The 25,429-nt window shown below is 65.5% G+C and carries 26 protein-coding genes; 9 read left to right on the forward strand and 17 right to left on the reverse strand.

The window, feature by feature from the left end:
- Positions 1–75 precede the first annotated feature (75 nt).
- Positions 76–918, forward strand: coding sequence for a sulfite exporter TauE/SafE family protein (locus MET49242_RS16325; protein ID WP_051134265.1), 843 nt, complete (start codon positions 76–78; stop codon positions 916–918).
- Here the strand turns inward: MET49242_RS16325 and xth are convergent.
- The 13 genes from xth to MET49242_RS16390 form a co-directional block, all read right to left on the reverse strand.
- A complete protein-coding gene (gene xth / locus MET49242_RS16330) occupies positions 896–1,681 on the reverse strand; it encodes an exodeoxyribonuclease III (RefSeq protein WP_036288438.1) in 786 nt (261 codons plus the stop codon). The genes MET49242_RS16325 and xth overlap by 23 nt on opposite strands.
- A 32-nt stretch (positions 1,682–1,713) precedes the next feature.
- Positions 1,714–2,238, reverse strand: coding sequence for a hypothetical protein (locus MET49242_RS16335; RefSeq protein WP_227966527.1), 525 nt, complete (start codon positions 2,236–2,238; stop codon positions 1,714–1,716).
- Between the two features lie 65 nt (positions 2,239–2,303).
- Entirely contained in the window at positions 2,304–3,929 is a 1,626-nt protein-coding gene (locus MET49242_RS16340; protein ID WP_036288443.1) for a sulfite exporter TauE/SafE family protein, read from the reverse strand.
- Between the two features lie 41 nt (positions 3,930–3,970).
- Positions 3,971–4,156 carry a DUF2892 domain-containing protein gene (locus MET49242_RS16345; RefSeq protein ID WP_036284383.1) on the reverse strand — a complete coding sequence of 62 codons (186 nt, stop codon included), beginning with the start codon at positions 4,154–4,156 and terminating at the stop codon, positions 3,971–3,973.
- A 97-nt stretch (positions 4,157–4,253) separates the two neighbouring features.
- Positions 4,254–4,367 carry a cytochrome bd-I oxidase subunit CydX gene (cydX, locus tag MET49242_RS24425; protein ID WP_036284386.1) on the reverse strand — a complete coding sequence of 38 codons (114 nt, stop codon included), beginning with the start codon at positions 4,365–4,367 and terminating at the stop codon, positions 4,254–4,256.
- Between the two features lie 18 nt (positions 4,368–4,385).
- Positions 4,386–5,525: a cytochrome d ubiquinol oxidase subunit II gene (cydB, locus tag MET49242_RS16355; protein ID WP_036284388.1), complete on the reverse strand. Its 1,140-nt coding sequence runs from the start codon at positions 5,523–5,525 to the stop codon at positions 4,386–4,388.
- A gap of 15 nt (positions 5,526–5,540) precedes the next feature.
- Positions 5,541–7,118: a cytochrome ubiquinol oxidase subunit I gene (locus MET49242_RS16360; protein ID WP_036284390.1), complete on the reverse strand. Its 1,578-nt coding sequence runs from the start codon at positions 7,116–7,118 to the stop codon at positions 5,541–5,543.
- A gap of 15 nt (positions 7,119–7,133) precedes the next feature.
- Positions 7,134–7,298 carry a cytochrome oxidase putative small subunit CydP gene (gene cydP, locus MET49242_RS16365; protein ID WP_036284393.1) on the reverse strand — a complete coding sequence of 55 codons (165 nt, stop codon included), beginning with the start codon at positions 7,296–7,298 and terminating at the stop codon, positions 7,134–7,136.
- A 43-nt stretch (positions 7,299–7,341) separates the two neighbouring features.
- Positions 7,342–8,622 carry an NAD(P)/FAD-dependent oxidoreductase gene (locus tag MET49242_RS16370; RefSeq protein WP_036284395.1) on the reverse strand — a complete coding sequence of 427 codons (1,281 nt, stop codon included), beginning with the start codon at positions 8,620–8,622 and terminating at the stop codon, positions 7,342–7,344.
- A gap of 81 nt (positions 8,623–8,703) precedes the next feature.
- Complete coding sequence (locus MET49242_RS16375; protein ID WP_036284399.1) at positions 8,704–9,372, reverse strand: Crp/Fnr family transcriptional regulator; 669 nt, start codon at positions 9,370–9,372, stop codon at positions 8,704–8,706.
- Between the two features lie 66 nt (positions 9,373–9,438).
- A complete protein-coding gene (locus tag MET49242_RS16380; protein WP_036284403.1) occupies positions 9,439–10,869 on the reverse strand; it encodes a TolC family outer membrane protein in 1,431 nt (476 codons plus the stop codon).
- A 15-nt stretch (positions 10,870–10,884) separates the two neighbouring features.
- Positions 10,885–11,085, reverse strand: coding sequence for a DUF2892 domain-containing protein (locus tag MET49242_RS16385; RefSeq protein WP_036284405.1), 201 nt, complete (start codon positions 11,083–11,085; stop codon positions 10,885–10,887).
- Positions 11,082–11,462, reverse strand: coding sequence for a helix-turn-helix transcriptional regulator (locus MET49242_RS16390; protein ID WP_036284408.1), 381 nt, complete (start codon positions 11,460–11,462; stop codon positions 11,082–11,084). Before MET49242_RS16390 ends, MET49242_RS16385 begins: the two co-directional genes overlap by 4 nt.
- Positions 11,463–11,600: 138 nt before the next feature.
- On the opposite strand from MET49242_RS16390, the gene MET49242_RS16395 reads away from it, so the two are divergent.
- Complete coding sequence (locus MET49242_RS16395; RefSeq protein ID WP_244430839.1) at positions 11,601–11,897, forward strand: twin-arginine translocation signal domain-containing protein; 297 nt, start codon at positions 11,601–11,603, stop codon at positions 11,895–11,897.
- A gap of 241 nt (positions 11,898–12,138) precedes the next feature.
- Here MET49242_RS16395 and MET49242_RS16400 read toward each other — a convergent pair whose 3' ends face one another.
- Entirely contained in the window at positions 12,139–12,429 is a 291-nt protein-coding gene (locus tag MET49242_RS16400; protein WP_144259668.1) for a hypothetical protein, read from the reverse strand.
- Positions 12,430–12,620: 191 nt separating this feature from the next.
- On the opposite strand from MET49242_RS16400, the gene MET49242_RS16405 reads away from it, so the two are divergent.
- The 4 genes from MET49242_RS16405 to MET49242_RS16420 are packed head-to-tail and all read left to right on the forward strand — an operon-like array spanning position 12,621 to position 17,585.
- Positions 12,621–13,598, forward strand: a complete 978-nt coding sequence (locus MET49242_RS16405; protein WP_036284415.1) for an efflux RND transporter periplasmic adaptor subunit — start codon at positions 12,621–12,623, stop codon at positions 13,596–13,598.
- Positions 13,595–16,867, forward strand: coding sequence for an efflux RND transporter permease subunit (locus MET49242_RS16410; RefSeq protein ID WP_036284418.1), 3,273 nt, complete (start codon positions 13,595–13,597; stop codon positions 16,865–16,867). Before MET49242_RS16405 ends, MET49242_RS16410 begins: the two co-directional genes overlap by 4 nt.
- Positions 16,864–17,223 (forward strand): carboxymuconolactone decarboxylase family protein, encoded by a 360-nt coding sequence (locus tag MET49242_RS16415; protein WP_036284420.1) that lies wholly within the window; start codon positions 16,864–16,866, stop codon positions 17,221–17,223. Before MET49242_RS16410 ends, MET49242_RS16415 begins: the two co-directional genes overlap by 4 nt.
- 14 nt (positions 17,224–17,237) lie before the next feature.
- Positions 17,238–17,585: a rhodanese-like domain-containing protein gene (locus MET49242_RS16420; protein WP_036284422.1), complete on the forward strand. Its 348-nt coding sequence runs from the start codon at positions 17,238–17,240 to the stop codon at positions 17,583–17,585.
- Positions 17,586–17,914: 329 nt separating this feature from the next.
- Here the strand turns inward: MET49242_RS16420 and MET49242_RS16430 are convergent, their stop codons facing one another.
- Positions 17,915–18,505, reverse strand: coding sequence for a carbonic anhydrase (locus tag MET49242_RS16430; protein ID WP_036284426.1), 591 nt, complete (start codon positions 18,503–18,505; stop codon positions 17,915–17,917).
- Positions 18,506–18,727: 222 nt separating this feature from the next.
- Here MET49242_RS16430 and MET49242_RS16435 point away from each other — a divergent pair, with 222 nt between their 5' ends.
- Complete coding sequence (locus MET49242_RS16435; RefSeq protein WP_036284428.1) at positions 18,728–19,612, forward strand: alpha/beta fold hydrolase; 885 nt, start codon at positions 18,728–18,730, stop codon at positions 19,610–19,612.
- A 3-nt stretch (positions 19,613–19,615) separates the two neighbouring features.
- Here MET49242_RS16435 and MET49242_RS16440 read toward each other — a convergent pair whose 3' ends face one another.
- Positions 19,616–20,062 (reverse strand): nucleoside deaminase, encoded by a 447-nt coding sequence (locus tag MET49242_RS16440; protein WP_036284431.1) that lies wholly within the window; start codon positions 20,060–20,062, stop codon positions 19,616–19,618.
- Positions 20,063–20,132: 70 nt separating this feature from the next.
- Here MET49242_RS16440 and MET49242_RS16445 point away from each other — a divergent pair, with 70 nt between their 5' ends.
- Both MET49242_RS16445 and rsmD read left to right on the forward strand, forming a co-directional pair.
- A complete protein-coding gene (locus MET49242_RS16445) occupies positions 20,133–22,055 on the forward strand; it encodes a pseudouridine synthase (RefSeq protein ID WP_036284434.1) in 1,923 nt (640 codons plus the stop codon).
- Between the two features lie 3 nt (positions 22,056–22,058).
- Entirely contained in the window at positions 22,059–22,616 is a 558-nt protein-coding gene (gene rsmD / locus MET49242_RS16450; protein WP_036284437.1) for a 16S rRNA (guanine(966)-N(2))-methyltransferase RsmD, read from the forward strand.
- Positions 22,617–22,619: 3 nt separating this feature from the next.
- Here rsmD and mutS read toward each other — a convergent pair whose 3' ends face one another.
- Entirely contained in the window at positions 22,620–25,292 is a 2,673-nt protein-coding gene (gene mutS, locus MET49242_RS16455) for a DNA mismatch repair protein MutS (RefSeq protein ID WP_051134266.1), read from the reverse strand.
- Between the last annotated feature and the right edge of the window lie 137 nt (positions 25,293–25,429).

Consider the following 25,429-nt stretch of genomic DNA (forward strand, 5'->3'; position numbering starts at 1 on the left):
TGCAGATTGCTCTTGCCCTATATATAAGACTTATCTAAATAAGCAATATCTAATGTATGAACGCCGGAGATCGACATGACATTGGCTTCGCCCGAACTTCTTCAACTGGGCGCGGCCGTGCTCTCTGGCGTCTTCGTCGGTTTTTCCCTCGGCCTTGTCGGGGGCGGCGGCTCGGTCCTCGCCGTGCCATTGCTCGTCTATTTCGTCGGCGTCGGCGATCCGCATGTCGCCATCGGCACGAGCGCCGTGGCCGTCGCCGCGAACGCGCTGGCGAGCCTCGGCAATCACGCCCGCGCCGGCACGATCAAATGGCGCTGCGCCTCCGTCTTCGCGCTCTTCGGCGTCGCCGGCGCCTTCGGCGGCTCGACGCTCGGCAAGATGCTGGATGGCCAGAAGCTTCTTGCGCTCTTCGGCCTGCTGATGCTCGTGGTGGGCGCGGTGATGTTCCGGCGTCGCGGCGGGGAGGGTTTTCACGCCGTGCGGCTGAACCGCGACAACTTCCCCCGCCTCGCGGCGCTTGGCCTCGTCATCGGCGGGCTTTCCGGCTTTTTCGGCATCGGCGGCGGGTTTCTCGTCGTGCCCGGCCTGATGCTCGCCTCCGATATGCCGATTCTCTACGCCATCGGATCGTCGCTCGTCTCGGTCACGGCCTTCGGCGTCACCACCGCGGGCAATTACGCGCTCTCGGGCCTCGTCGACTGGCCGCTCGCGGGCGGCATTCTCGGCGGCGGGGTGATCGGCGGCATGATCGGCGCGGCGACCGGGCGGCGCCTCTCGACGCAGCGCGGCGCCCTGGCGGCGGTCTTCGCGATGATCATCGTCGCGGTGGCGATCTATGTGCTCTGGCGCAGCGCCGCGGCGCTCGGCCTTCTCGAACTCGCGAAGGACTGGCTCTCTACGCCGTCAGCTCCGCGCTGATCGCGACATGGTCCGAGGGCTTCTCGCCCGCGCGCATGGACTTGTGGATCTCGACGCCCGCGAGCCGGTCGGCGGCGCGGGGCGAGAGCAGCAGATGGTCGATGCGCAGCCCGCGGTTTTTCTGCCAGGCGCCCGCCTGATAGTCCCAGAAAGTGTAAAGGCCCGGCTCGTCCGTGACGGCGCGCAGCGCGTCCGTATAGCCCAGATTGATTACCCGCTGCAGCGCCGCCCGGCTCTGCGGCATGAACAGCGCATCCCCGATCCAGGCCGCCGGATCGTGAACGTCGCGGGCTTCGGGGATGACATTGTAGTCGCCGGCGAGAATCGTGACTTCCTCGAGCCGCAACAGATCCGCGGCGTGGCGGGTCAGCGCCTCCATGAAGGCGAGCTTGTAGGTGTATTTCGGCGTGTCGGGCGGATTGCCGTTCGGCGCATAGATCGACGCGACGCGCAGGACGCCGCCGGCGCCGTCTGAAATCACCGCCTCGACATAGCGGGACTGCGCCTCGCCGTCGAAGCCCGGCAGGCCGATGGTCGTTTCCTCGATCGGGCGGTTAGAGAGAATCGCGACGCCGTTGAACGTCTTCTGGCCATGGACGACGACGTTATATCCCGCGTCCTCGATCTCGGACCGCGGAAAGGCGTGGTCCTCGCATTTCAGCTCCTGCAGGCAGAGAATATCCGGCGCGGTTTCCTTCAGGAAAGCGAGCAGCGGCGAAAGCCGCTGCCGGACCGAGTTCACATTCCAGGTGGCGACGCGCAATTCTTGGCTCCCGCGCGGAGCCATCGGCTCCGTTAATCCAGCCGATAGGCGGCGTGACAGGCGTTGCAGGCTTGCACGACTTGCGACAGCTCGGCAAGCGCCGGACGCAGGTCGCCGCCCTGTTTGACCTTGGCCGCCTCCTCAGCGAATTTGTCGGCCTGCTGATGCATCGTCATGCCGAGCGCGCGCATTTCGTCGGGCATGTGCTTGGCCATCATCGCCGGCATGTCGCCCAGTTCGCCCGATTTCGCATTGGGCTTGCAGGCGGCGGAGCCCGGCGAGCCGGCGCCGAGCCGCGTCTGCGCGATCTTCGCGGCCGCCGCGCCGTCGCCCTTCGAGAGCGCGGCGAGAATTTCCGCCACCGCCTCCTGATGCCCGCGCATGTTGGCAAGCATCTTCGCCTTCATGGGGCCGGGAACGTCGACCTCGATGCGCGCATCCTTCATCTTCGGCGACATCTGCATGTGTTCGTGATGGTCGCTGTCCTGCGCGATGGCGGCGGCGGCGAAAAGCGAGAGACCGCAGGCGGCGGCCAAGATGGTTTTGCTGCGCATCATCAGTTCCTCCTCGAAAAACGATCGAGCCTAACGCCGTGCGCCGGATTTTTCGCGACGGCGAATCGTCACGGCTTTGTCTCCGGCAGTTTCAAGATCTGTCCCGGGCGCAGCTTGCCCTTGCGAAGGCCCGGATTGACGGCGGCGATGTCGCGCCAGCGTTTCGCGTCGCCGTACAGTTTCTTCGCGATCCGTTCGAGCGTGTCGCCGCGCTGGACGGCGTAAGATTTTTCCGGCGCGAGCGGGGGCGCCGGCGGCGCGACTTCGACTGGCGCGACTTGGGCCGGCGCGACTTGGGCCGGCGGGCCGGCGGCCGGGGGGGCCGCCTGCGGCTCGGGGGGCGTCGCCTTCGGCGCCTCGCCGGCCTCCACCACCTCGAACTCGCCGCGGATCATTCCCATCCAGCAGCTCCATGGAATCACGCCCGTTTCCTTCGGGGTGAATTCGATGGTCTGCAGGCCGGGCTTGAGATCGAACTCGAGCTTCAGCGACGGTACGATGATGCGATTGTTGCAGCTCGTGAGCTCGGCGGCGTTGATCACCCATTTCACCGGCACGCCGCGAATGAGCGTGAAACGCTTCGGCTTGTAGCCGAAACGGTTCGCCTCCATCTCGATCGTCTGGACCGCCGGAACCTTCTGCTCCGGGACGGAAACGGGCGCGCTCTGACGCATCCGCGCCAGCAGGGAGCCGAGGTCGTAACCCGTCCCGGTAAGGATGATCCCGCGATTGATCATCACCGCGCCGAGCGCAACGACGATCATGCCCGAGGCCTTCAGCAGCCGGTGCGTCAGCGCGCTCGACAGCATTGAGGCGATGACGCCGAAGGCGAGCATCACGGGCAGCGTGCCGAGGCCGAAGGCGAAGAGCATTTTCGCGCCCTCGACCGGACTGCCCGTGCCGGCCGCCATCACATACATCGCCTGCAACGGCCCGCAGGCGATCATCAATCCATTGAGCAGGCCGATGACGAAAGGCTGATGTCGCCCGCTCGCCTCCCGATAGACCCAGTTCTCCAGCGGCGCCGGCAGCCCGAGACGGAACCGGCGCAGCGGCGCGAAAAGGCCCAGCATGTTGAGGCCGAAAATGATGAGAAAGGCGCCCGCCGCAATTCCCGCGACGCCGCGCAGCATGGGCGTGAAGGCGATGACGGCGCCGAGCCCGCCGAAAAGCGCGCCGATCGCCGTATAGGAGAGCGTCTTGCCCGTCCCGAAGGCGACATGGGACATGAGCGAGGAACGGCCGGCGGCGGCGTCCGCCGCCGTATAGCTCACGACGAAGGCGCCGCACATGCCGATGCAGTGGAATCCGGTGACGAGGCCCAGCAGGAAAATGAGCCACAGGCTCATATGCTGCGTAATGTCGGGGGCCCCGCCCGCGCTGATCCATTGCGTGTCGATGTAGATGAGCGCCGCGAGCGCCGCCAGCGCCCCGACGACGACGGCGAGCCGCCGCCAAACGGGCGGCGTCCGCGCCTCGCCGAGTTCGACGCGATAGCCGTTCTGTTCGACGCAGGCCCGGATCGCCTTGAACGTCGTCGCCTGCGGATCATAGTCGACGACGACGGTCTCGGTCGGATAGCTCGCCTTGACGGTCCTCACGCCGGCAAGCTTGCGCAGCCCGATCTCGATGACGCGCTCACAGCCGTGGCAATGCATGCCATGCGCGCGGAATGTGACGGTTATTTCGCTCACCAACGCCTCGCCGCCGGCGCCGTTCTCATGTCGGCGCGTACCTATTTGCCGAGCGTATTGACGCCGAGCAGACGATAGGCCGGGCAGAAATTGATGAAGGCCGTCGCCAGCGGCACAATGCCGATGAGACCCCACATCGTCTTCGGTCCGACGAAAACGAGACTGAGCAGGAGGAGACCCGCGGCGATGCGGATCATCTTGTCGGTCTTGCCGATATTCGCTTCCATGGCGTCACTCCTTCAAATTCGACGCCCTTAAGATAGGGCCGCGCAGGTTCCCGCTCAGCGACTTCGTCGCCCAAGGGGCGCGGCGAAGCGCCGCGCCTTATTGTTCGCGGCCGTCCTTGCCGTCTTCTTCGTCGAGTTCGAGCCACATGGCGTTGAGGATGGCGAAGGCGCAGGCGAGGCCAAGGCCCAGGATCCAGGAAAAATACCACATGCGTCCTTTTCTCCGCGCTCAGTAATGAAAGTCGTCGCCGGCCTCTATCGCGCTCTCCGTGACCGGCCCGCGCAGCACGTAATAGACCCACGACGTGTAGACGAGGATGATCGGCAGAAAGAACACGACCGCGGCGAGCATGAGTCCCAGCGTCGTCTGGCTGGACGAGGCGTCCCACACCGTCAGGCTGTGATCGGGATGGGAGGACGACGGCAGCAGGAAGGGAAACATGCTGAAGCCGGCCGTCGTCACGATGCCCGCGACCGACAGGCTGGAGGCGAACAGGGCGACTGTCCGCGCGCCGACCGCCAGCGCCACCGCCGCGACGAGCGCGCCGAGATAGGCGAGCGCGGGCGCGGCCGCCGGCCATTTGAAGGCGGCGTAATTGTATAGCCAGCCGCCCGCGCCGGTCGTCACCGTCTTGAGCAGCGGATTCGACGGCCCGGACGGATCGATCTCCGACGTGATGCGGTAGCCGTCGACGCCGAGCGCCACCCACAGACCCGCGGCCGTGAAAAGCAGAGCCAGCGTCAGCGCCGCCACCGCGCCGATGCGGCGCGCGCGGGCCGCGACCTCGCCCTCGGTCTTGCGGGCGAGATAGGCCGCCCCCTGCATCACGATCATCGTCAGGCTGACGAGGCCGCAAAGCAGCGCGAAGGGCCGAAGCAGCCCGATGAGGCCGCCCTCATAGGCGACGCGCAGCGACTGGTCGAAGTGGAAGGGCACGCCGAGCAGCACATTGCCGAAGGCGACACCGAAGAGGAGAGACGGGAAAAAGCCGGAGATGAAGAACAGCCAGTCCCAGGCGTTGCGCCAGCGGGCCGACTCTCCCTTGCTGCGAAAGGTGATCGCGACCGGCCGCAGGATCAGGCCGAGCAGCACCAGCAGCATCGCCAGATAAAAGCCGGAGAAGGAGGTGGCGTAGAGCGGCGGCCAGGCGGCGAAGATCGCGCCGCCGCCCAGGATGAACCACACCTGATTGCCTTCCCAGACCGGGCCGATCGTATTGAGAACCACACGTCGCTGCGTGTCGTTCCTCGCGACGAAAGGATGCAGGATCGCGACGCCGAGATCGAATCCGTCCATGACGGCGAAGCCGACGAGCAGCACGCCGAGGATCGCCCACCAGATGAGGCGCAGAGTCATATAATCGAGCATCTCTCCGAGCTCCCTTCAGCGCGAGGCGTCATAGGCGGGCTGCGGGACCGGCAGCGGGCCGGCTTTCGCCCCCTCATCCGGCTGCGGACGCGGTCCGATGCGCACATATTTGACGATCAGCGTCACATCGACCACGGCCAGCGCGGTGTAGAAGATCACGAAGGCCGCGAGACTCGCCGCGACATTCGAAGCGGGAACATTGGACACGCCGAGGAAGGTCGGCATGATTCCGTCGATGATCCAGGGCTGGCGGCCATATTCGGCGACGATCCAGCCAAGCTCGGCCGCGATCCACGGCAGCGGCAGGCTGAGCATCGTCAGGCGCAGGAACCACGGCCTTCCGCAACGGCGACGGCTCGACAGGTAGAAGGCGGTCCCGAAGAGGGCGATGAAATAGAAGCCCAGCGCGACCATGATGCGGAACGACCAGAAGAGCACCGGCACGTCGGGAATGGTGGACATCGCCGCCTGCCTGATCTCTTCGTCGGTGGCGTTTTCGATGTCCGGCCTGATGCGCTTCAGCAGCAGCGAATAGCCCACGTCCCGCATCGAATTTTCGAGGTCGGCGGGAACCTCGGCATTGGCGGTTCCGCCCAGCGCGACCATCCACGTATAGCCCGGCAGGCCATTGCGAATGCGCTTCTCGGCGTTGGCGACGAGCGGCTTGATGCCCTCGACCGGCGTATCGAGCGAGCGCGTCGCGATGAGGCCGAGGACATAGGGAATCGTCACCTCATATTTCGTCGTCTCGCTCTTGAGGTCGGGGAAGCCGAAGAGCGTGAAGGACGCCGGCGCCGGCTCGGTCTCCCACATCGCCTCGATCGCGGCGATCTTCATCTTCTGGTTTTCGCCGGCAGTGTAGCCGCTTTCATCGCCGAGCACGACGACCGACAGCGCCGAAGCGAGACCGAAGCTCGCGGCGACCGTCAGCGAACGGCGCGCTATGTCGCGATGGCGCCCGCGCAGCATGTAATAGGCGCCGATCGACATGACGAACATCGCGCCCGTGACATAGCCGGCGCTGACCGTATGCACGAATTTCGACTGCGCGACGGGATTGAAGAGCACTTCCGAGAAAGACGAAAGCTCCATGCGCATGGTCTGCGGATTGAATTTCGCGCCGACGGGATTGGACATCCAGGCGTTGGCTACGAGAATCCACAGCGCCGAGAAATTGGAGCCGAGCGCCACGAGCCAGGTGACGACGAGATGCTGCACCTTCGTCAGACGATTCCAGCCGAAGAAGAACAGGCCGACGAACGTCGCCTCCAGAAAGAAGGCCATCAGCCCTTCGATGGCGAGCGGCGCGCCGAAGATGTCGCCAACGTAATGCGAGTAATAGGCCCAGTTCGTTCCAAACTGGAATTCCATCGTCACGCCCGTCGCGACGCCCATCACGAAATTGATGCCGAAAAGCGTTCCCCAGAATTTCACCGCGTCGCGCCAGACTTCGCGTCCCGTCATCACATAGACGCTCTCCATGATCGCGAGCAGGAGCGCGAGGCCCAGCGTCAGCGGCACGAAGAGGAAATGATAAAGCGCTGTCAGCGCGAATTGCAGGCGCGAGAGCGTGACGACGTCGAGATCGAACATTTCTTCTGTCCTGCTTTACCTGGATGCGGGCGCGCGATCGGCCAGCGCCGCCGTCATGTCCGCCGGCGTCACCTTCACGCGATGTGAGGGGCTGAAGAACAGCGCATAAAGCGCAAATATCGCGACGATCTTGAAGAGGAGCGCGAGCGTAAGCTCGCGCCCCAGCGGAGTAAGCGTCATATCCGCGGTCCTCTCTGGGCGGCGGCCCCGCGGGGTCGCCAGATTACAGTATGCGGCGCAACCGTTCGATGCCGAGCAGCTTCATGATGTAGCGCTCATAGACCGGTTCGCTCTGTCCCTTGCGCACCTTGCGCAGGAAATATTTTTCATAGGCGATCTTCGCCAGATGCACCCACCGGCCCTCGCTCGACCAGTTGACATTGCGCGGCGGAATTTGCGGCTGCGCGACGAAAGCCACGCCCCTGTCGCCGAAATCTGCAAGGCAAACCGCGTTCCAGGTGCCTTCCTCTTTCGGCTCCTTGCCGTCGATGACCGCGGCGATGTTGTGCGCGGTGGCCGTCACCATCGATTCGATCATATAGCCGGTCTTCGGCATGCCGGTCGCGACCGGCGTCGCTTCCGCCGGCGGAATGGCGACGCAGACGCCGACGCTGAAGATATTCGGGTATCTTGGATTACGCTGGTGCTTGTCGATGATGACGAAGCCGCGCGGATTGACGAGGCCCTCGATTCCCTTCAGCGCCTCGATGCCCGTAAAAGCCGGCATCATCATCGCGAACTTGAACGGAACCTCGTGCTCCTTCTTCACCGAGCCATCGTCGTTGAGTTCCTGACATTTGAGCAGGCCCGGCTCGATCGACGTCGTCTTCGCGTTGGTGATCCATTTGATGTCGCGGTCGCGGAACGCAGATTCCAGCATGCCCTTGGTGTCGCCGACGCCGCCCAGACCGAGATGGCCAATATAGGGTTCGGACGTCACGAAGGTCATCGGCACCTTGTGGCGGATGCCGCGGCGACGCAAATCGGTCGAGACGATCATCGCATATTCATATGCCGGACCGAAGCAGGACACGGCGGGCGCGGCGCCGATGACGATGGGGCCGGGATCCTTGCAGAAGTCGTCCCAGGCCTTCGAGGCGATCTCGGCATGCTGCAGCGTGCAGATCGAATGCGTGTGGCCGCCGTGCGGGCCGAGGCCGGGAATTTCCTCGAACGCGAGTTTCGGACCGGTCGCGATGACGAGATAATCGTAGGAGACGCTCTCGCCATTATTCAATTCGACGCGATTCTCGTCGGGATGCAGGCGCTTCGCGCCGATGGACGTGAAGCCGATGTTCTTCTTCCGAAAGACCGGTTCGAGCGGCACCTTCAACTCGTCGGGCTTGCGCCAGTTCACCGCGAGCCACGGGTTCGACGGCGTGAACTGGAAATTCGGAATATCGGAGATGACGGTGACCTGATGCGCCTTCTTCAATTCATCGCGCACTTCGATCGCCGCAGCGACGCCGCCGATGCCGGCGCCAAGAATAACTACGTGAGCCATTTTCTCTTTCCTCCCCACGCCCGCCGGCGCGAGCCGAGACGTGTATTTGACATGCCTAGTTGAATTGAATTCTTCAGCGACTTAGTCACGCTCGTCGTCACAAAGCGCGCGCAAAGCATTGACGTCCATGATTTCCGCGCCGCCGCGCGACAGTTTGACCCATCCCGACCGTTCGAAAATTTTCAGCGTGCGTCCGACGACTTCGCGCGCCGTGCCGAGATCGGCGGCGAGCGACTGCTGCGTGACATTTATGCGATTGTCATTGTCGCGTAACGCGAGAAGGCGCTCGGCAAGGCGCACATTGATGCGCGTGCAAACGATCTCCTCGATGCGGGACATCAGCGTCGCGATGCGCTTGCCATAGCCGTCGAAGACCAGCGCGCGAAAGGCGGAGGACGCGTTCATCAGACCGGTGAAACGATCTGCGGGAACGATATAGGCGACGACGTCCGTTTCGGCGACGCCCTCTGCGGCATAAGCGTCGTCCGAAATGAGCGACGCCGTCGTGAGAATGCAGGTTTCGTTCGCGCCGACGCGATAGAGCACGATTTCGCGGCCAGACTCGGTCACGCGCTGAATGCGGACAGTTCCCGACACGACGAGCGGAAACTGCACACATTGATCGCCGGGTCGGAAAAGAACGGCGCCGCGCGGAATCTGTTTGCGGATGGCGGCGTCGCGCAGCATCGCCTTCGTCGCGTCGTCGAGCGCGCGCAGGGAAGGAACTTCGTCGATCCAGTCCGATGGCATGTTCAGCCTTTCGTCGCGAGCCTCACGCAGCCTTCGCCGGATGGAGACTCTTCGTTGCCTGATTTTCTACCGCCCGTCCGGGGTCTGGGTTCCGAACCATTTTGTCTTGACCTGCTCGAAATGGACTCCGGGGTCGTAGAGCGCGACATTGAGATTGAGCTCGCGCGCCGACAATCTGCCGATCGCGCCCAGCGCCGCATAGGACGCCACCACCCGGTCGCGCTGCGACGTCACCAGCTGCACCCGCGCGTTCAGCAACGCCTGCTGCGCGTTCAGCACGTCGAGCGTCGTCCGCTGCCCGACCTTCGCCTCCTCGCGCACGCCGGCGAGCGCCGTCTCCGCCGCCTTCACCGCCGCCTGTCCCGAGATGATCGACGCCTTCGCCGTCTCCAGCAGGCCATAGCTCGACACCACGCTCGCCCGCACGCTGTCGCGCTGCAGATCGGCGTTGAGCCGCGCCTGGCCCAGCTGCTCCTTCGCCTGACGGATCGAGGCGTATTCGGCCCCGCCCTGATAGAGCGGGATGTTCAATTGCCCGCTCGCCGCGGCCGAGAACTGCCGCGATCCCGGCAGGCCAAGAAACGAATCATACTGGTTCGACAGCTGCGCGTTCACCGACAGCGACGGCGCCAGCGCCCCCTCCGCCACCTTCACCGCGAGCTCCGCCACATCCACCTGATGCAGCGCCGCCGCCACGCCCGGATGTTCGGCGAGCGCAATCGTGATGGCGTCGTTGAGCGACTTCGGCAGCAGCGGCTCCAGCGAGCGGCCGGGCTCCAGATTCTTCGGCTCATTGCCGATGATCTGGCGATAATTGGCGACGCTCGTCTTCAGCAGCGCCTGCGCCCCGTAAAACTCCGAACGCGCCTGCGCGAGCGAAGCCTCCGCCTGCGCCACGTCGGTGCGCGTGACCTCCCCCACCTGGAAGCGGTCGCGGGTCTGCTTCAGCTGCTCCTCGAGCACCGCGATATTGCTCTTGCGCAGCGCCAGAACCGCCGTGTCGCGCAGCACATTCATGTATGCCGTGGCGCCGTTCTGAAGGATCGCCTGCTCGGTGAGCCGCATTGTCGCGCGCGCGGAGAAGACGCCGGACTCCGCCTGCCGCACCGAATTTTCCGTGCGGCCGCCGTCGAACACGGTCTGCGAGACGTTCAGCGTCGCGCCGCGCGGATAGCCGGTGTAGACGTCGCTGAAATTGCCGCCGCCGGAGGCCCCCGCCTGCTGATTGTCGGCGCCGAAGGGGATCTTGATCCGCGCATGCTGCGGCCCCGCCGAGGCGGTGATGCTGGCTTTCGGCCGAAGCCCCGCGAGCGCCTTGGGCGCGTCCTCGTCCCGCACCCGGACGCTGGCGCGGCTCTGATTCAGATCCGGATTGCCGTCATAGGCCCGCGCCAGAGCGGAAAGAAGGCTCTCCGCAAACGCAGGACAAATGCTCGCGCCCGAAAAGGCGAGCGCGAGAGCGATCGAGCGAAGCGACGCTGGCGGGGACGCAGGCATTTCCGCGAGACGAAATCAGAAGGCCGCGCCGGGCTTGACGCCGAAACGCCTGAGCATCATCGCCAGCGGACAAAAGCCCGTGAACGCCGCCTGCAGGAGATTCACGCCGACGAAGGCGGCGAGCAGCAACCACCAATCGGAGAAGAAATGTGCGAGCGCAAGGCTCGTCAGCACCATTGTTCCGGCAAAGGCCATGACCACGCGATCTATGCTCATCGGACACGATCCTTGATCTTGGCGCCAGCCGTTTTCCGGGCTCCGGCTTTCGGCGCAGGAGGGGCGACCCCACATTGCTCCGCGCAGAACAATTCGTAAAGCAGGCCAATGACCCGCGAGACGTTTGCGTTGGCCAGAGAATAATAGATCGTCTGTGACGACCGGCGCGTTTTAACGAGATCATCCGCTCTCAGCCGCGCGAGATGCTGCGAAAGAGACGATTGGCTCAGGCCAATCGCTTCCTGCAGCTTCGTCACCGACTGTTCGCCCTTGTGCAATTCGCACAGGACCATCAGCCGGTGGCGATTGGCGAGCGCCTTCAGGAAACTTTCGGCTTCCGCGGCTCTCGGCGCGAGTTCGACCGGATTTACATTCATGACTGCTAAATTACGTTTTGCGAATATAAAAGTCAAGCGGGCTTTGTCGACACAGCGAAAATCGATGGATCGATTTGTCGCATTTCGAGGCTTGGCCGTGATGTTATATTACGAAAATCGAATTTAAGCGAAACCCTAATGAATTCTGGGGTGAAATTCGGGGAGGACGCCATGTGTGGATGTGATCGTGAACCCGCGCGCGGCCGGCGCAACCTGCTGAAGCTTCTGGCCGCCGCCGCGGGAGTCGGCGCGGTCGGCGCATTGTTCGGCGCGGGACCGGCGCGGGCGAAATCGAGCCAGGCGGCCGCAGCCTATCGCGGATCGCCTAACGGGCGCCAGCGTTGCGCCAACTGCTCCTGGTTCGAGCCGCCGTCGGGATGCGGGGTGGTTCGCGGCCCCGTGAGCGCGCACGGCTGGTGTAATCTCTGGGGTTGAGGCGCAGAAGTCGCGGCGCGGGTCCTGTCCATGGATCGATTCATATCCACTGACGCCCGATGGACGAAAATCGGACTCGCGTCGTCCGGCAAGTTCGAAGAATTGCGGCCGCATCGGCGCAAGTGATCGCCTTTTCGTCGAAGCTTTTCCGCGGATCGCGCGGAAAGGCTGACTGCGTCCGTTCAACCGATCTTTCGGGCGCGTTCGGGAGTTTTGCCAATGGCCTCGGCGCGGGACGCTCTCAGCGTCCGACCGCAAGCCCCGGCACGATTTCGAGCGCTTCGGCGGGAGAGCGGAAGGGGATGGAGTTGACCTCGCCGCCCGTAAAATAGCGTTCGCTCGATGATGAATGGTGACGCGGATGGCGGGGATAGTCGATGCGAGGCCCGAGCGCCGCGTCGCTCGGCTCGCCAAGCTCTTTCTGGCGGTTCTTCGGCGCATGCCTGTCGGCGGCAAGGGAGGCGCCGGGGAGCGCTGCGAGACCGGAGACCATCCCGATCGCTAATCCTGCGAGAATGGCGCGCCTGTTCATTTTCTTCCCCGCATCGGGCTTCGAGCCATGCTTTGCCAGATGTTATCCGAGAGCGAAAATCATAGATGATCGGAGCTAAACACGCCATAGTTGTGAGCGACCGGCCTTGCGGGCCGGGCTATTAAATTCGTTCTTGCTAATTTATATATTGCGAATATAACCTTCGACAATCGCCGCCACGGGGAGACTTGATGCGCCGCTTCCGCCTGCCCCTTTTCCGCGCCGCTGCGATTGCGGCGCTCGCTTGCCCCGCCACCGCGGGCGAGGTCACGCTTCACCTTGCGCCCGTCGACGATCTGAAGGCCGTCGTCGCATCCGTGGAGCCCGCGCATCAGCTCATCGCCCGAGCGCGCATCGGCGGCACGGTGACCGCGCTCAAGATAAAGGAAGGAGACGTCGTCGCCGCCGGGGCGGAGCTTGCTTCCGTCGCCGATCAGAAACTCTTTCTGCAGATGCAGGCGCTCGACCAGCGCATCCGTTCGCAACAGGCGCAGCGCGACAAGGCGAGGACGGATTTCGAGCGCGCGCAGGAGCTTCTGCGCCGCGGCGTTTCGACCAAGGTCATGTACGATCAGGCCAAGACCGGGCTCGACGTCGCGGAACGCAATCTCGCCGCGCTGCAGTCCGATCGCAGCGTCATCGAACAGCAGGCGGCGGAAGGTTCGGTGAAGGCGCCGGGGCCGGGGCGTATTCTCACGGTCCCCGTGTCGGTCGGCCGCGTCGTGATGCCGGGAGAAACGATCGCGACGCTCGCCGAGGATAAGTATATTCTCCGTCTGCAATTGCCGGAGCGTCATGCGCGATTCATGCGCGCCGGCGACCGCGTCGAGATCGGCGAGCGCGGATTGCACGCCGACGCCCATGGCGCCCGCAAGGAAGGGCGCGTGCGGATCGTCTATCCCGAGATTCAGGGCGGTCGCGTGATCGCCGACGTCGAGGTCGAGGGGCTGGGCGATTATTTCGTCGGCGAGCGTGCGCGCGTCTATGTCACCACCGGAAAGCGCGACGCGATCCTTGCGCCGAAATCAGCGATCTATCGCCGCGCCGGCGTCGATTTCGTTCGGCTCGGCGATGGTTCGGAAGTCGTCGTGCAGACGGGCGAGGCCCATGGCGACGCAATAGAAATCCTCTCCGGCCTGCATGACGGCGACGTGGTGCAGACGCCATGAAGCAGGAGACGAAGGAATCATTCCACCCCGGCATTTCCGGAACGCTGACGCGCGTCTTCATCAATTCGCCGCTGACGCCGCTACTGCTGCTCGCCTCGATTCTCGTCGGCCTCATCGCATTGCAGGCGCTGCCGCGCGAGGAGGAGCCACAGATTTCCGTGCCCATGGTCGACATTCTCGTCCAGGCCAACGGCTACAAGGCGGAAGACGCGATCGAACTCGTCACGCGCCCGCTCGAGGACATCGTCAAGGGCATCAATGGCGTCGAGCATGTCTATTCGCAGACGCGCGACGACAGTGTGATGGTGACGGCGCGATTCTTCGTCGGCACGCCGCAGGACAACGCCGTTCTGCGCGTGCATGACAAGATACGCGCCAATATTTCCGATCTGCCGAAGGGAATCCCCGAGCCGCTCATCATCGGGCGCGGCATTGACGATGTCGCGATCGTGGTGCTGACGCTTTCCGCGAAACCGGAACATGCGGACAAATGGACCGACAACGGCCTTTATCAGGTCGCGGCGGAATTGCAGCACGATCTCACCAAGGTCGACAATGTCGGGCTCAGTTACATCGTCGGCGGCAGCCCCAACCAGATCCGCGTCGAGCCCGATCCCGAGCGCCTGTCGCAATTTGGCGTGACGCTCAACCAGCTCATCGACAAGCTGACCAACGCCAACCGCTCCTTCATGGTCGGCTCATTCCGCGAGGGCAATCGTTCGGTTCCGGTCGTCGCGGGACAGACGTTGCAGGGCGTGCCGGATATCGGTCTCCTGTTGCTGACGACGCGCGACGGGCGGCCCGTATATGTGAAGGACGTGGCGGATGTGATTGTCGGCGCCGCGGAGCCCGACAAGCGCAGCTGGACCATGACGCGCGAGAAGGGCGGCGAGCTTCTGAAGCGTCCGGCCGTCAGCATCGCCATCGCCAAGCGCAAGGGCGCCAATGCGGTGATCGTGGCCGAGGAGGTGATGCGTCGCCTCGAGTCGGTCAAAGGCCGCATCGTTCCCGAGGATCTCGAGATCACCGTCACCCGCGACTATGGCGAGACGGCCACTGAAAAGGCGAACGAGCTTCTCTTCCATCTCGCGCTCGCGACCGTGTCCATCGTCGCGCTCATCGTCGTCATGGTGGGCTGGCGTGAGGGCGTCGTCGTTTTCGTCATCATTCCGACGACGATCCTGCTGACGCTCTTCGCCTCATGGCTGATGGGCTACACGATCAACCGCGTCAGCCTTTTCGCGCTCATCTTCTCCATCGGCATTCTCGTCGACGACGCCATCGTCGTCGTCGAGAACATCGTGCGCCACTGGCACATGCGCGGCGAGCGCAGCCTGATCGACACGGCGGTGGAGGCCGTGGCGGAGGTCGGAAATCCGACCATCGTCGCGACGCTCACCATCATCGCGGCGCTGTTGCCGATGATGTTCGTCTCGGGGCTCATGGGGCCCTATATGAGTCCGATCCCGGCGAACGCCTCGCTCGCCATGGTTTTCTCCTTCTTCGTCGCCATGACGATCACGCCCTGGCTGCTGCTGAAGATCGCCGGCAAGCGCTTCGAGCAGGAAGGCGGCGCGGGTCACGATCACTCGCATGAGCGCGGCGCGATGGGCGATTTCTACGCGCGCATCGCGACGCCGCTGTTGCAGGGGCGCAAGCGTTCGCAGCGATTTCTCATCGCCGTTGGCGTGGCGACGCTGCTTTCCATGGGGCTGTTCGTCACAAAGAGCGTGCGCGTAAAACTTCTGCCCTTCGACAACAAGTCGGAGATCGCCGTCGTCGTCGACCTGCCGCGCGGCGCCTCTCTGGAGGAAACCGACCGCGTGCTGACCGCCGCGGCCGAGCGGCTGAAGGACATTCCGGAACTTACCTCCATCCAGTCCTATTCAGGCACGGCGGCGCCCTTCAACTTCAACGGCCTCGTGCGCCATTACTACATGCGCGCCGCGCCGGAGATGGGCGATCTCGCGATCAATCTTCTGCCCAAGGATGAACGCAAGCGCGCGAGCCACGCCATTGCTCTGGAGATTCGCGAGAAGCTGAAGGGCCTGCCCATGCCGGAGCACACCGCGATCAAGGTCGTGGAAGTGCCGCCGGGCCCGCCCGTGCTCTCGACGCTGCTCGCGGAAGTCTATGGCCCGGACGCCGAGACGCGGCGCGAGCTGGCGACGAAGCTGCGCAAGGCTTTCGACGCGGTCGACTTCGTCGTCGACACCGACGACTCTTTCGGCCAGCGCGCGGAGCGGCTGCGCTTCGAGATCGATCAGGAGGCGCTCGAATTTCACGGCGTCGAGGAGCGCGCCGTCTATGACACGATCGGCGCGCTCGTCGGCGACGTGAAGATAGGCTTCTCGCAGCGCGGCGGCGGCGCCAAGCCGATCGATATTTCCGTCGCGCTTCCGCGTTCGGCGATGACGACCGGCGAGCGCATTCTCTCGACGCCCCTCCCCGCCGGCGGCACCCCGCGCCAGGGCGCCAATGTCGAGCTCGGCGACGTGGTGAAGGCGACGCGGGAACTCGGCTCGTATCCGATCTTCCGCCACAACGGCCGCTTCGCGGAAATGGTGAGCGCCGAAGTCGCCGGACGATTCGAGGCGCCGATCTACGGCATGTTCGCCGTCGAGGACGAGATCAAGAAGATCGACTGGGGTCCGAAAGGCGCGCCGACGATCAAATATCACGGCCAGCCGCTCGACGATTCGCAGCCCACTTTCCTCTGGGACGGCGAATGGGAAGTCACCTATGTCACCTTCCGCGACATGGGCGCGGCCTTCATGGTGGCGCTGCTCGGCATCTATCTGCTCGTCGTCGCGCAATTCGGCTCGTTCAAATTGCCGCTCGTGATTCTGGCGCCGGTGCCGCTCACGCTCGTGGGCATCGTCATCGGCCATCTACTGTTCAACGCCGCCTTCACCGCGACGTCAATGATCGGCTTCATTGCGCTCGCCGGCATCGTCGTGCGCAATTCGATCCTGCTCGTCGACTTCATCCGCCACCTGCGCGAGAAGGGCATGCCCCTGCGCGCTGCGTTGATCGAGGCCGGCGCCGTGCGCTTCAAGCCGATCTTCCTCACCGCCGCGGCGGCGATCATCGGCGCGGCCTTCATCCTCACCGATCCGATCTTCCAGGGTCTCGCCATCTCGCTCGTCTTCGGCCTCGCGTCGTCGACCGCCCTGACCCTGCTCGTCATTCCCGCGATCTATGTCGTCCTGCGCGACGACGAACGCCCCCCGGCGCCGGCGCCGGCAGATGAAAGGAGGCCTGCATGATCAACGACTGGCCGGAGCTCGCGAAGCTCCTCACGGCGGATATTCGCAACCTGCGCGTCGGCGCGCCGGATGTGATGAAGGCCTTCTCGTCGATGGCGACGTCGGCGGGAGCGCCGGGCGCGCTCGACGCCAAGACGAAGGAATTGATCGCTCTCGCGGTCAGCGTCGCGGTACGTTGCGACGACTGCATCGCCTTCCACGCCAAGGCGGCCGCGCAGCGCGGCGCGACGCGCGAGGAGGTGCTGGAGACGCTCGGGATGAGCATCTACATGGGCGCGGGCCCTTCGGTGATGTACGCGAGCCATGCGCTCGCCGCCTTCACCCAGTTCGAGGCCGGAAAACCGGCCGAAGGTTAGGAAAGGAAAGCAGAATGCTCTCAGGTCTCATGTCGAAACTCGCCGGTGGCGGCGGAGAACTTCCGACGATCGAACACGACGACTTCGCCCGCGCCGTGAAGGACGGCTCCTGCTGCATCGTCGACGTGCGCGAGCCGCATGAATATGCGGCGGGCCACGTGCCCGGCGCCACCAATCTGCCGCTGTCGCAGTTCGATCCGGCGAAACTGCCGGGCGGCAAGCCGGTGGTCATCATCTGCCAGGCGGGCGGACGCTCCGCCAAGGCGTTGACCGCCGCCATGCGCGCCGGCTGCAAGGATGTCAGCCATTATGCGCCCGGCACCGGCGGCTGGCGCGCCCGCGGCGGCGCGGTGCAGGCCTAACGCAAACAAAAAAGCCGCGGGCGTTCTCGCTCGCGGCTTCTGGCGCAAATTCGGCAAATTTGAATTCGCCGAATTTGCTCTCGCTTCACATCTTGTCGCGCGTCCAAACGGAAAACCGCATACACTTTTCCTGAACGCGCTTTGAAAACTGCCGAGGCGGCCTCCTGCTTCGAGACGCGAGCCTCGCTCGCTCCCCAGCATGAGGCCCACGTGCCGCGGCGAAGAAAGAAGCCCCTCATGCTGAGCAGCCTGCAAAGCAGGCGTCTCGAAGCACGAGGGGCGTCAACAGCGTTCCGTCCGCTGTCACATCGCGCAGCGGTCGCTCCCGATCACGCGGCCTTGCCGATCTCGGTCGCCTTCGGCACCTCGATCAGCTTGCCGGTCTTGACGTCGTAAATGTAGCCGTAGATCGGAACGTTCTTCGGCACCAGCGGATGCGAGCGGATGCGCGCCACGTCCTGCGCGACGCTCTCTTCCTGATTCTTGATCGTGTGCCATTTGATGAAATGGCCGGCCGCGCAGCCGCCGCCATGCTGCGGGTTCGACCACTTCAGCGTCGACATGTCGAGCGCGGCGGTGGCGAGGCTGTCCTCGAGCAGGTCGCCCATGACCTCGTCGCAGAAAAGCTCCATCCCGCAATTGGTGTGATGGATCACGAACCATTCCTTCGTGCCCAGCAGCTTGTGCGAGATCACGAGCGAACGGATCGCGTCGTCCGAAGCGCGGGCGCCGGCGTTGCGAATCACATGGGCGTCGCCTTCCGAAAGGCCGGCGTATTTGGCCGGGTCGAGACGCGCGTCCATACAGGTCAGGATCGCGAAGCCCCGCGCCGGCGGCAGCGCGAGTTCGCCCTTATTGCCGAAGCCCGCGACATAAGCGGCGTTTGCCGACATGACTTCATCGACGATCTTGCTCGCCATGTTTCTCTCCCATTGCTCTCGTTGTTTTGAACGACTCTATTTTTTGACGGCGTGCGACTGTGTGACGCTCCCTCCGTATTTTCAAGAAGAATGACTCTGCGATCTTCGTGACAAAGTCGCTTGATTGCGTGTCGGCATGAAGAAGTTGACAGAATCGCGCCTTGTTACTTTATAACATCCGCCCCATGGCCGCCGCGCCTCAACACAAGACTTGGTGTTCGAATGTCCGAACTTGCTGACCTTTTGCCCGGTTTCGACTCGCACTGGATCGATACGCAGGCTGGAAAAATCTTCGCCCGGTCGCATGGCGCGGGACCGCCGCTCGTGCTGCTGCATGGCTTCGGCCAGACGCTTGTCGCCTGGCGCAGGATCGCGCCGGCGCTGGCGAAGCGCTTCACCGTGGTCGCGATGGATCTGCGCGGCTATGGCTGGTCGGCCGTTCCCGAGAGCGAGAAGGGCGAAGCCTATACGAAGCGGGAGATGGCCGACGACGTCGTCAAGGTGATGGAGGCGCTGGGGCATGTGCAATTCGCGCTCGTCGGTCATGATCGCGGCGCGCGGGTCGGCATGCGTCTCGGGCTCGACCATCCGGGGCGCCTGACCAGGCTTGCGCTGATCAACATCGCGCCGATCGACGACGCCTTCGGCGCGGGCGATCTGCAGCGCATGGGGCGCGCGCGCTTTCTCTCCGCCGAAGCGCCCAGGCCCGAGGAGCTGATCGGCCTCGATCCGGCCGGCTTTCTCGACGACGCGCTGAAAAGCTCGACCAAAGAGAAGACGCTCGACGTCTTCGGGCCGCAGGCGCTCGCCCATTATCACGCCGCATTCAACGAACCGACGCGAATCCACGCCTTCTGCGAGGACTTCCGCGCCGGCGCGACCATCGACCGCGATCAGACCCTCGCCGACAGGGAGGCCGGCCGGAAGCTTCGGGTCCCGACGCTCATTCTCTATGGCGAGACGACCTTCCCCGCCGACGGCCCCTCGCTCGTCGACGCATGGAAGGAGTTTGGCGACGACGTCACGGGCGCGAGCGTCGACAGCGGCCTCTATGCGATGGAGGAGGCGCCCGAGGCGACGCTCGCCGCGCTGGAGGGTTTTCTTTAAAGATCAGCGTCGCGCCCGAAAGAAGTCGCGCAGCAGCTGCGCCGCCTCGCTTTCGCGTATGCCGCCATAAACATCCGGCGCGTGATGGCAGGTCGGCTGGGAGAAGAAGCGCGGCCCGTGATCCACGGCGCCGCCCTTCGGATCTTCCGCCGCGAAATAAAGCCGGCGGATGCGCGCGAAGGAGATGGCGCCCGCGCACATGGCGCAGGGCTCGAGCGTGACATAGAGATCGCAGTCAACGAGCCGCTCGGAGCCGATTGCGGCGGCCGCCTGCCGTATGACCAGCATTTCGGCGTGAGCGGTCGGGTCACGGTCGCGCAACGTGCGGTTTCCCGCCGCCGCGATCACCGCGCCCGCGCGCGCGATCGCCGCGCCGACCGGCACTTCCTCGGCGCGCGCCGCCTCGCGCGCGGCGGCGAAGGCGGCTGCGAAGGGGTCTGTCACGCTCATTCTCAATTCTCCGCCGCAATTGTCCGAGCATCGCGCTTCAAAGCCCGCGCAACGCCTGCTATCAGAACTCATGGCTGACAAGAAACCGACGAAGCGCCCCGGCGCGCCCGGCGGCGATCGCCCGATGCGGCGCCGCGCCCCCAGTTCCGACATGACGCGCGACGAGGCGCGCAAGACAACCGGCCCCCGCAAGCCGGGATTCGCCAAGACGGCCGCTGAAAAACCGCGCGGCGAAAAATCCGGCAAGCCGCGCGGCGCCGTCGAGCGCCCGAAACGCGCCGTGAGGCCAGCGCCCGCGCCGGTCGAGAAAACCAGCAGCTTCGAGGGCGAGCGCATCGCCAAGGCGATGGCGCGCGCAGGCGTCTGCTCGCGCCGCGAGGCGGAGCAATGGATCGCGGAAGGCCGCGTCGCCGTCAACGGCGTCGTGCTGCCGAACGCCGCCTTCAATGTGAAGGAAGGGGACAGGATCACCATCGACGGCGCCCCCATGCAGGAGCGCGAGCGCACCCGCCTTTTCCTGTTCCACAAGCCCGCCGGCTACGTCACGACGGCGCATGATCCCGAGGGACGCCCGACTGTCTTCGCCTTTCTGGAGGAGCGCCACGGCGAGCTTCCCCGCGTCGTCAGCGTCGGACGGCTCGACATCAACACCGAAGGACTGCTGCTTCTCACAAATGACGGCGGCCTCGCGCGCACGCTGGAATTGCCGGCGACCGGCTGGACGCGGCGCTATCGCGTGCGCGTCCATGGCGACACCGACCAGGCGCAACTCGACGAACTGCGAAAGGGCGTCACCATCGACGGGGTCGTCTATGCGCCGATCGAGGCGCGGCTCGAGCGCGTGCAGGGCGCCAACGCCTGGATCGCGATGAGCCTCACGGAAGGCAAGAATCGCGAGATCAAACGCGTGATGGCGCATCTCGGGCTCGACGTGACCCGGCTGATCCGCGTCTCCTACGGGCCGTTCCAGCTCGGCGAACTGGCCGAAGGCGCGGTCGAGGAAGTGAAACTCAAGATTCTGCGCGAGCAACTGGGCAAGAGCCTCGCGGAGCTCGCCGGCGTCGACTTCTCCTCGCCGGTGCGCGAACGCACCGCGACCGAAGAACAGGAAATGCGTGAACGCGCGGAAAAACGCCCGCGCAAGCATGTCTCGGTGTTGCGCAAGCAGCGCGACGAGAAATCCGGGAAGGGCCCGCGCGCGCGCATCGAACGCGGCGCCACCGCCGATCGCAAGGGCCGCGCCGTCGTCGTCGAGCGCGTCACGCCGACCGCTCGAAAGGCGGAAAGCGAAACGACGACGCGCAATGCGCGGCGCTTCGAGGCGATGCGCGGCGAAGGGCGGCGGCCAGGACCGGAAGGCGGGCGCGCCGAAAGGCCGGCGCGCGAGGAGCGGGGCCAGCGCGAAAGCTTTGCGCGCGGAGAGGGTCGCCGGGACGAGCGACGCGCGGGCGACGCTCGCCGCCCGCCGCGTTTCGAGGAACAGCGCGGCGAAAGACCCGCGCGCGCGCCACGGGAGCGCATGGGGGAACGGCGCGACGAACGTCCACGGGATGCGCAGAGATTCGAGCGACGGCCGGATGATCGCGCGGGCGGCCGGTCGTCTGGCGAGCGTGCAAATTATCGCGCCGGCAATCGGGACGAGACCCGCTACGAGAAGCGTCCCCCCCGTCGCGACGACGACGAGGCCCGGCCGGCTTCGCGCGCTCCGCGCGGCGCGGGCGCGGCGCGCGATGAGAGACCGCGGAAGTTCGACAGGCCCCGCGGCGACCGCGAATTTTCAGCGGCCGATCGCAAACCGGGCGCGCGCAAATTCGATCGCCCGCGCGAGGCCACGGACGCGAGACCGCCGCGCGCCGGCGGGCTGTCCAGAGGTTCGCGCAGCGGACCGGCGGCCGGGCCGGGCAGAGGTCCTCGCAAAGGTCCTCCGGGAGGCGGTCGCGGCGGACCCGGCAAGGGCCGGCCCTCGGGTCCGCGCAGGCCGCGCGGGGAATAAGCCATGCGCATCGTCGGCGGCGCGCTGCGCGGGCGCGCGCTTTCCGCCCCGCGCTCGCAGGCGATTCGTCCGACATCCGACCGCCTGCGCGAATCGGTCTTCGACATTCTCGCCCACGCCTTCGGCGATCCCGTCGCCGGCGCGGCGGTCATTGATCTCTACGCCGGCACGGGGGCGCTCGGCCTCGAGGCGCTGTCGCGCGGCGCGGCGCGCGCGCTTTTCGTCGACGATGGAGCCGAAGCGCGCGCCCTGTTGCGCGCGAACATAGAAGCGCTCGGCCTCGGCGGCGTCACCCGCGTTTTCCGGCGCGACGCGACGAAGCTCGGACAGGCGCCGGCGGGCGAAGCCTTCTCGCTCGCCTTTCTCGATCCGCCCTATGGCAAGGGGCTCGCGGCGCCGGCGCTCAACGCGCTGATCGACGGCGGCTGGCTTGCGAAGGACGCGCTCGTCGTCATCGAGGAATCGGCCGACGCGCAGATCGAACTGCCGGAAGGTCTCGCGCAGGAAGACGCGCGCCGCTATGGCGACACGCAATTCGTCTTCGCGCGTCACGCGGGCTGAACTTCACGCCTTCGACTTCAGCTCATAGAGCGCCGCAAGCGCGTCGCGCGGGCTCATCTGATCCGGATCGATCTTCGCGAGCGCCTCGCGCAGAGCGTCCTTGGGTTGGGAGATTTCGGCGACGCGCTTGAAGAGGGGCAGATCGTCGATCAGCGCCTCGACCGGCGCGCGGCGGTCCGCCGCCTCCAGGTCCGCGAGAATGGCGTGGGCGCGCGAAACGACGCTCGCCGGCAGGCCCGCGAGCTGCGCGACATGCACGCCATACGAGCGGTCCGCCGCGCCCTTGACGACTTCGTGAAGGAAAACGACCTCGCCCGCGTGATCGGTCACCTTCATCGTCAGATTGACGAGCCGCGCCATGCGTTTCGACAGTTGCGTGAGCTCGTGGAAATGCGTCGCGAAAATCGCGCGCGAGCGGTTCACTTCATGCAGATGCTCGATCGTCGCCCAAGCGATGGAAAGGCCGTCGAAGGTCGCCGTGCCGCGGCCGATCTCATCGAGGATGACGAGCGAGCGCGGCGTGGCGCAGTTCAGGATCGCCGCCGTTTCGACCATCTCGACCATGAAGGTCGAGCGCCCGCGCGCAAGATCGTCGGAGGCGCCGACGCGCGAAAAGAGACGATCGACGACGCCGATGCGCGCCTCGCGCGCAGGCACAAAGGAGCCCGCCTGCGCGAGCAGGGCGATCACCGCGTTCTGGCGCAGGAAGGTCGATTTGCCGGCCATGTTGGGGCCGGTGACGACGGCGATGCGGCCAGCCTTGTCGCCCGAGAGATCGCAGTCATTCGCCGCGAAGGCCTTGCCCTGCGCCTCCAGCGACGCCTCGACGACGGGATGGCGCCCGCCGATGATCGCAAAGTCGAGCGAATGGTCGACGAGCGGTCGCGTCCAGCCGCGTTTTTCGGCGACTTCCGCCAGCGCGCTCAGAACATCCAGCCGCGCGAAACCCTGGGCGAGATTCTGCAATTCATCCGTTCGCGAGAGAATTTGCGCGGCGAGCGCGTCGAAAAGCGCGAGTTCGCGCGCGAGCGCGCGGTCGGCGGCCGACGCGATCCTGCTTTGCAGCTCGACGAGTTCGCGCGTCGAAAAGCGCATCGCGTCGGCCATGGTCTGGCGATGGGTGAAGGTTTGGTCGAAAGGCGGGCGCAGCAGCTTTTCGCCCTGCGCCGCCGGCAATTCCAGAAAATAGCCGAGAAAGTTGTTGTGCTTGATCTTCAGCTTCGTTCCGGTCTGGTCCGCATAGCGCGACTGAAGCGAGGCGATCACGTGACGGCTTTCGTCGCGCAGGGACCGCGCTTCGTCGAGCTCCGCGTCGCGGCCTTCGCGGATGAAATCGCCGCCGCGCCTGTCGAGCGGAACGCTGTCCCCGAGGCTTCGCGCAATTTCATGCGCAAGCGCTGCGTCGGCTGTCGCGAGCATCGCGACGTCGCGGGCGATTTCACCCGGCGCCCCGGCGCGCGCGAAAAGCTCCGCGACGTCGCGCGCCGCCGTCAGCGCGGCGCCGACGCTTGCAAGATCGCGCGGGCCGCCGCGTTGCAGGGACAGGCGCGAGACGGCGCGCGCGAGATCGGGCGCGCGGGCGAGTTTCGCGCGCAACGCAGAACGGATGTCGGGATTTTCGAGAAAGAACGCCACCGCGTCGTGTCGCGCGCCGATGAGCGCGGGATCGGTGGAGGGCGCGGCGAGGCGTTCGGCCATCAGACGCGCGCCGGCGGAGGTGACGGTGAGATCGACGACGGAGAGGAGCGAGCCTTCGCGCGCGCCGGACAGCGTGCGGGAAAGCTCCAGATTGGCGCGTGTCGCGGCGTCGATGTCGAGCGTCGCGCTTTCGCGCAGACTCATCGGCCGCGCCAGGGCGGGGCGGCTCCCCTTCTGCGTGCGCTCGACATAGAGGATCGCGGTCGCGGCGGCCGAAATCTCCGCCTCGCTCAGCGCGCCGAAGCCGGCAAGCGTCGCGACGCCGTAAAAATCCTGCAGCCGGCGCGGCGCGTCGCCGGCCTCACGGCCGAGCGGCGCGACAGGCGCGCCGACGCCCGCAAAAACGGCGACGACATGGTCGTCCCGGCACAGCGCCTCGGCGGCCACGATTTCACATGGTTCGAGCCGCGCGAGCGTCGAAGCCAGTTCGCTCTCCGCGCAGTCGCTTACGGTGAAGGCGCCCGTGGAAATATCCACGCTCGCCAGACCATAACGCCAGCCGCCATCGGCGCCGCGTATCCTTGAAACGGCGGCGAAGGCGTTTGCGCGGGCGGGGTCGAGCAGAGCGTCTTCGGTGATCGTGCCGGGCGTGACGAGGCGCACCACGTCCCGCCGCACGACGGATTTCGCGCCGCGCTTCTTCGCCTCCGCCGGATCCTCGATCTGCTCGCAGACGGCGACGCGAAAACCGAGCGCGATGAGCTTTTGCAGATAGTCGTTGGCGCGCTCCACCGGCACGCCGCACATGGGTATGTCTTCGCCCAGATGCTTGCCGCGCTTCGTGAGCATGATGCCGAGGGCCCGCGCCGCCGTCTGGGCGTCGTCGAAGAACAATTCGTAGAAATCGCCCATGCGGTAGAAAAGCAGGCAATCGGCGTTCGCCGCCTTGATTTCTATGTATTGCGCGATCATCGGCGTCGCGCGGGCTTGCGCCTTGTCGTCGGCAACGATGGGTTGGGGGGCGGCCACGGTCGTCATCGGGCCTATTTTAACGATGCGGGCGCGCCGCCGCCATGCAGGAGCGCGTCTTCAGCGTCGTCCGCGCGAGCGTTCACAGAAATTTGGCGGGTGACGCGTCCGGGTCGGCGTCTCATGGCCCCCCGCTTGTGAACCCG

This window comes from Methylocystis sp. ATCC 49242 (genome assembly GCF_000188155.2).
Lineage (GTDB): Bacteria > Pseudomonadota > Alphaproteobacteria > Rhizobiales > Beijerinckiaceae > Methylocystis.

What these genes read in the sequence shown, in the direction of transcription:
- MET49242_RS16435 (WP_036284428.1), top strand. Translation starts at nt 18,728, where the DNA reads ATGTCCGAACTTGCTGACCTTTTGCCCGGTTTCGACTCGCACTGGATC.
- MET49242_RS16345 (WP_036284383.1), bottom strand. Translation starts at nt 4,156, where the DNA reads ATGGAAGCGAATATCGGCAAGACCGACAAGATGATCCGCATCGCCGCG.
- cydP (WP_036284393.1), bottom strand. Translation starts at nt 7,298, where the DNA reads ATGACGCTTACTCCGCTGGGGCGCGAGCTTACGCTCGCGCTCCTCTTC.
- MET49242_RS16405 (WP_036284415.1), top strand. Translation starts at nt 12,621, where the DNA reads ATGCGCCGCTTCCGCCTGCCCCTTTTCCGCGCCGCTGCGATTGCGGCG.
- MET49242_RS16380 (WP_036284403.1), bottom strand. Translation starts at nt 10,869, where the DNA reads ATGCCTGCGTCCCCGCCAGCGTCGCTTCGCTCGATCGCTCTCGCGCTC.
- MET49242_RS16400 (WP_144259668.1), bottom strand. Translation starts at nt 12,429, where the DNA reads ATGAACAGGCGCGCCATTCTCGCAGGATTAGCGATCGGGATGGTCTCC.
- cydB (WP_036284388.1), bottom strand. Translation starts at nt 5,525, where the DNA reads ATGCTCGATTATATGACTCTGCGCCTCATCTGGTGGGCGATCCTCGGC.
- MET49242_RS16360 (WP_036284390.1), bottom strand. Translation starts at nt 7,118, where the DNA reads ATGTTCGATCTCGACGTCGTCACGCTCTCGCGCCTGCAATTCGCGCTG.
- MET49242_RS16335 (WP_227966527.1), bottom strand. Translation starts at nt 2,238, where the DNA reads ATGATGCGCAGCAAAACCATCTTGGCCGCCGCCTGCGGTCTCTCGCTT.
- MET49242_RS16325 (WP_051134265.1), top strand. Translation starts at nt 76, where the DNA reads ATGACATTGGCTTCGCCCGAACTTCTTCAACTGGGCGCGGCCGTGCTC.
- MET49242_RS16410 (WP_036284418.1), top strand. Translation starts at nt 13,595, where the DNA reads ATGAAGCAGGAGACGAAGGAATCATTCCACCCCGGCATTTCCGGAACG.
- MET49242_RS16390 (WP_036284408.1), bottom strand. Translation starts at nt 11,462, where the DNA reads ATGAATGTAAATCCGGTCGAACTCGCGCCGAGAGCCGCGGAAGCCGAA.
- MET49242_RS16415 (WP_036284420.1), top strand. Translation starts at nt 16,864, where the DNA reads ATGATCAACGACTGGCCGGAGCTCGCGAAGCTCCTCACGGCGGATATT.
- mutS (WP_051134266.1), bottom strand. Translation starts at nt 25,292, where the DNA reads ATGACGACCGTGGCCGCCCCCCAACCCATCGTTGCCGACGACAAGGCG.
- MET49242_RS16445 (WP_036284434.1), top strand. Translation starts at nt 20,133, where the DNA reads ATGGCTGACAAGAAACCGACGAAGCGCCCCGGCGCGCCCGGCGGCGAT.
- rsmD (WP_036284437.1), top strand. Translation starts at nt 22,059, where the DNA reads ATGCGCATCGTCGGCGGCGCGCTGCGCGGGCGCGCGCTTTCCGCCCCG.
- MET49242_RS16395 (WP_244430839.1), top strand. Translation starts at nt 11,601, where the DNA reads ATGAATTCTGGGGTGAAATTCGGGGAGGACGCCATGTGTGGATGTGAT.
- MET49242_RS16430 (WP_036284426.1), bottom strand. Translation starts at nt 18,505, where the DNA reads ATGGCGAGCAAGATCGTCGATGAAGTCATGTCGGCAAACGCCGCTTAT.
- MET49242_RS16385 (WP_036284405.1), bottom strand. Translation starts at nt 11,085, where the DNA reads ATGAGCATAGATCGCGTGGTCATGGCCTTTGCCGGAACAATGGTGCTG.
- cydX (WP_036284386.1), bottom strand. Translation starts at nt 4,367, where the DNA reads ATGTGGTATTTTTCCTGGATCCTGGGCCTTGGCCTCGCCTGCGCCTTC.
- MET49242_RS16375 (WP_036284399.1), bottom strand. Translation starts at nt 9,372, where the DNA reads ATGCCATCGGACTGGATCGACGAAGTTCCTTCCCTGCGCGCGCTCGAC.
- MET49242_RS16370 (WP_036284395.1), bottom strand. Translation starts at nt 8,622, where the DNA reads ATGGCTCACGTAGTTATTCTTGGCGCCGGCATCGGCGGCGTCGCTGCG.
- MET49242_RS16440 (WP_036284431.1), bottom strand. Translation starts at nt 20,062, where the DNA reads ATGAGCGTGACAGACCCCTTCGCAGCCGCCTTCGCCGCCGCGCGCGAG.
- MET49242_RS16420 (WP_036284422.1), top strand. Translation starts at nt 17,238, where the DNA reads ATGCTCTCAGGTCTCATGTCGAAACTCGCCGGTGGCGGCGGAGAACTT.